This window comes from Kineococcus glutinatus (assembly GCF_039542765.1).
GTDB lineage: Bacteria > Actinomycetota > Actinomycetes > Actinomycetales > Kineococcaceae > Kineococcus_A > Kineococcus_A glutinatus.
Genome location: NZ_BAABIL010000642.1, coordinates 1 through 4,446, shown reverse-complemented (window position 1 = coordinate 4,446; position 4,446 = coordinate 1). Strand labels below are relative to the sequence as shown.

5 protein-coding genes are annotated in these 4,446 nt (G+C 77.0%); 2 read left to right on the top strand and 3 right to left on the bottom strand.

From position 1 onward, the window contains the following. The 3 genes from ABEB16_RS19480 to ABEB16_RS19470 all read right to left on the bottom strand — a co-directional run. Positions 1–483: MurR/RpiR family transcriptional regulator (locus ABEB16_RS19480; protein ID WP_345713859.1), on the bottom strand; the 483-nt coding region annotated here is incomplete at its 3' end. After that, entirely contained in the window at positions 480–1,790 is a 1,311-nt protein-coding gene (locus ABEB16_RS19475; RefSeq protein WP_345713858.1) for an allantoate amidohydrolase, read from the bottom strand. The genes ABEB16_RS19480 and ABEB16_RS19475, both read right to left, overlap by 4 nt. After that, complete coding sequence (locus ABEB16_RS19470) at positions 1,787–3,013, bottom strand: pyridoxal-phosphate-dependent aminotransferase family protein (protein WP_345713860.1); 1,227 nt, start codon at positions 3,011–3,013, stop codon at positions 1,787–1,789. Before ABEB16_RS19470 ends, ABEB16_RS19475 begins: the two co-directional genes overlap by 4 nt. Before the next feature lie 136 nt (positions 3,014–3,149). Here ABEB16_RS19470 and ABEB16_RS19465 point away from each other — a divergent pair, with 136 nt between their 5' ends. Next, positions 3,150–4,244 carry an acetamidase/formamidase family protein gene (locus ABEB16_RS19465; protein WP_425560261.1) on the top strand — a complete coding sequence of 365 codons (1,095 nt, stop codon included), beginning with the start codon at positions 3,150–3,152 and terminating at the stop codon, positions 4,242–4,244. After that, positions 4,241–4,446: AtzH-like domain-containing protein (locus tag ABEB16_RS19460; protein ID WP_345713856.1), on the top strand; the 206-nt coding region annotated here is incomplete at its 3' end. The genes ABEB16_RS19465 and ABEB16_RS19460, both read left to right, overlap by 4 nt.

Genomic DNA, 4,446 nt, shown 5'->3' with positions numbered 1-4,446 from the left:
CGGGACCAGCCGCACGTCCGGGCGGCACTGCAGCAACTGCTGGCGCAGGTGCAGCGCCACCGGGTAGCTGTTGCGGAACCCCACCACGAGGACCTGCCGGGCGCCGGCGAGCTGTCCGGCGACCTCGGGCAGCACCTGCGCCAGCGAGGCGCACGCCCGGGCGGTGTTCGCGCGCTCGCGCTCCAGGTGCGGGGCGAACCCACCGGCATCACCCCCGCCGCCCAGCGGCACCCCGGCGCTGCGCAGCGACCGGGCGTCGTCGCGGGCCTCGGCGAAGCTGGCGTACCCCAGGCGGCGGAAGAACCGGCTCACCGTGGCCTTGGAGACACCGCTGAGGTCGGCGAGCTCCGCGGCGGAGTGCACGGCCACGTCGGCGAGGTGGTCGAGCACGACGTCGGCGACGCGCTGCTCCTGCGGGGACAGCTCGCCGTAGCTGCGGTCGATGCGCTGGCCGATGGTCCCCGCCGGCCCCCCGGTGCTCACCGCGCCGGGATCCCCGCCGGGACCTCCGCCGAGCCCCCCACGAGATCGCCCCCCACGAGGTCGCCCCCCGCGAGGTCGAGGACGGCCGCGGTGAGCGCGTCCAGCGCGAGGGCCACGTCGGCGGGTTCCACCGACTCCTCGGGGGCGTGGCTGATCCCGCCGGCGCAGCGCACGAAGAGCATCCCCACGTCCGTCAGCGACGCCACCGCCATCGCGTCGTGCCCCGCCCTGCTGTACAGCGCGGGGGGTTCGGCGTCGCCCGTCGCGGCGATGCCCCGGCGCACCGCCTCCTGCAGCCGCGGGGCGCACACCACGCCGGGCGCGCTGTGGTGCTCCTCGGCGGCGAAACCGCAGCCGCGCGCGGCGCACAGCCGCTCCGCCTGGGCCCGGATGCGCTCCCACGCGCCGTCGCGGTCGCCGTCGTGCTCGGCGCGCAGGTCGAGGCTGAGCTCCACCCGGCCGGGCACCACGTTCACCGCGCCGGGGAACGCCTGCGACCGCCCGACGGTGGCGATGACGCCCGACTCCCGCGCGGTGCGCTCGACGAGCAGCACGACCTCGCTGGCCGCGCACAGGGCGTCGCGGCGCCGCTCGTAGGGGGTGCCGCCGGCGTGGCGGGCCTCACCCGTGACGGTGCAGGAGAACCGGCGGGCGCCGGCGATGGACGTCACGACGCCCAGCGCCCGGTCGGCGTCCTCCAGCAGCGGGCCCTGCTCGATGTGCGCCTCCAGGTAGCCCACGACGTCGCGAGGGTCGCGCGCCGCCTCCCCGACGCGGGCGGGGTCCAGGCCGAACGCGGCGAACGCCTCGGCCAGCGTCGTGCCGCGCGCGTCGGTCAGCGACCACCACGCCTCGTCCCACGTGCCGGCCAGCGCCCGGCTGCCCAGCAGGGCGGTGCCGAAGCGGGTGCCCTCCTCGTCGGCGAACGCGACGACCTCCAGCGCGAACGGCAGCTCCGCCGCGCGCCCGCGCAGCCGCGCCGCGACCTCGACGGCCAGGACGACGCCGAGGATCCCGTCGTAGCGGCCGGCGTCGGGCACGGTGTCCAGGTGGGAGGCGAGCAGCAGCGCGGGCAGGCCGGGCTCGCGGCCCTCCAGGCGCCCGCACAGGTTGCCCGCCGCGTCCTGGCGGGTGCGCAGCCCCGCCGCGGCCATCCAGCCCGCGGCCAGGGCGTTGGCCGCGGCGTGCTCGGGGGAGAGGTAGACCCGCTCGATGCCGTCGGGGCTCGCCGACAGCGCGGCCAGCTCGTCGCAGCGGGCCAGCACCCGTGCCGTGGCGGTCCGGACGTCGGTGCCTGCCGCGCTCACGCCACCGCCCCGGCCGGCGCGGCGACGTCGTGCCGGGCGTCGTGCGCGGCGTAGACCTCCTGCGCCGCAACGGTTCCGCCGCCGGCGCCGACCCGGGCGCCCGCGGCGCGCAGCACCTGCTCCAGCGCCGCGAGGGTGAGCAGCACGGCGTCCTTGCGGGCGTTGTGCCCCATGGTGCCGATCCGCCAGACCCGACCGGCCAGCGGGCCGAACGACGTGCCGATCTCGATGCCGTAGTCCGCCAGCAGGGCCCGGCGCACGCCCTCGCCGTCGACGCCGTCGGGGATCTCCACGGCGACGACGTTGGCCATCTTGTGCGCCACGTCGCCGAAGACCGCCAGCCCGAGCCCCTGCACGCCGGCGAGCATCGCCTCCCCGTGCAGCCGGTGCCGCGCGACCGCGACCTCCAGGCCCTCGGCGAGCAGGATCCGCGCGCACTCCCGCGCGCCGTAGAGCATCGTCGTCGCCTCGGTGTGGTGGTTGAGCCGCTGCGGGCCCCAGTAGTCGAGGACCATCCCGAGGTCGAAGTAGTTCGAGGCGATCCGCCGCCGCGGGGCGGGGGCGTCCGGGTCGGCGCGCAGCCCGGCCTCGACGCTGCGGCGGGAGTCCAGCACGGCCACGGCGCGCGGGGACAGGCTGGTGGGGGAGCTGCCCGACGGCCCGCCGAGGCACTTCTGCAACCCCGCGGTGGCGGCGTCGACGCCCCAGTCGTCCATCGCGAACTCGTTGCCGCCCAAGGTGGCGGTGACGTCGGCGTAGAGCAGCGCGTCGTGCTCGCGGGCGATGCGGCCGAGGTCGGCGAGCGGCTGGTTCATCGTCGTGGAGGTGTCGCCCTGCACGACGGCGAGCAGTTTCGGGCGGACGCGGCGGACGGCCTCCTCGACCCGCTCGGGCTCGAACACCGTGCCCCACTCGGCCTCGATGGTGTGCACCTCGGCGCCGCAGCGCTCGGCGATCTCGCGCAGCAGGTGCCCGAAGCGGCCGAACACCGGCACCAGCACCCGGTCGCCGGGTTCGAGGAGGGAGACGAGCACCGCCTCGATACCGGCGCGGGAGGTGCCGTCGACGAGGACGGTGGCCTCGTTGCGGGTGCGGAACACCCGGCGGTAGAGCGCCATCGTCTCGTCCATGTACGCGGTCATCACCGGGTCGTACTGGCCGACGAGCTGGGCGGACATCGCCCGCAGCACGCGCGGGTCGGCGCTGGCGGGGCCGGGGCCCATGAGGAGGCGTGGCGGTGGCGCGACGGGTTCGGCGGTCGGCGGCGGTCCGGGGGTGACGTGGTTCACTCGTTCCACGTCGCTAGCTTATGCAACGATCGTTTCAGGACGGAAGCCCGAGCGAGGAGCCGCCACGGTGATCACGCCCACCCTCCACCCGCTGCCGGGCACCGAGCACGGTGGTCTGCCCTACCTGCCCGCAGGCCCCGGCACCGTGCTGTGGGGGCGGCTGCCGTGCGACGGCGACGCACCGGTGCTGCGCGTCGAACCCGGCCGGCGGTTCGTCGTCGACACCGTCAGCCACGAGGGCATCCTCGAGGACCAGGGCCGCGACCCGCTGCGCTGGTTCGCCGAGCGCGGCGTCGAGGCCGCCGACGTGCCCCGCGACGCCGTCGAGGTCGCCGCCACCGTCGAGCACGACCCGCTGCGCTGGGGTCCGCACGTCGTGACCGGCCCCGTCGAGGTCGCCGGCGCCCGCCCCGGCGACGTCCTCAGCGTCACCGTGGAGGACCTCGCGCTGCGCTGCGGCCACGGCGTCGTCTCCAACCGGCACGGCCGCGGCGCGCTGCCGGGGGAGTTCCCGCTGGCGGGCGGCACCGGCCCCTTCTCCGTCCTCGCCCGCGTCGACGCCGCCCCCGACGCCACCGGCACCGGGACCGGCTCGATGCCCGTCGCGCCCGGTGACGCCCGCCGGGTGCGCTTCCCGCTGCGGCCGTTCCTCGGCCTCGTCGGCGTCGCCACCCCCGGGCAGCGGCTGCACTCGGTGCCGCCGGGGATGCACGGCGGCAACCTCGACGTCTCCCTCCTCGGCGTCGGCTCCACGCTGCACCTGCCCGTGCAGGTGGACGGCGCCGGCTTCTACGTCGGCGACCCGCACTACGCCCAGGGTGACGGCGAGGTCGCGCTCACCGCGTTCGAGGCGCCGCTGCGGGCCGTGCTGCGGGTCGACCTCGTACCCGCCGCGGCGGTCCGGCTGCGCGATGTGCTGTGGGCCGAGACCCCGGAGCTGCTCGTGCCCATCGGCCTGGACCCCGACCTCGACGAGGCGGTGCGCCGGGCGGTGCGCACCGCGGTCGCGCTGCTCGCCGACCTCGGGATGCACCCCGCGCACGCCTACGCCTACCTCTCGGCCGCCGGTGACTTCGCCGTCTCCCAGGTCGTCGACCGCGTCTGCGGGGTGCACGGGACCATCCGCAAGGCCGATCTCGCCGAGCTGCTGGGGGCGCGCGCGTGAGCGGGCCGCAGGAGCACCGGCTGCGCGACGAGGCCGGGCTGCACGACGAGGCCGGGCTGCTCGCGGCGGCCACCCGCTACGAGCGGGCGCTGGCCGCCGACGACCTCGCCGCCCTCGACGACCTCTTCGCCCCCGCCGCGGCGGTGCTGCGCGCCGAGGGCGGGCGCGCCCTCGTCGGCCACGACGCGATCTCCGCCTACCG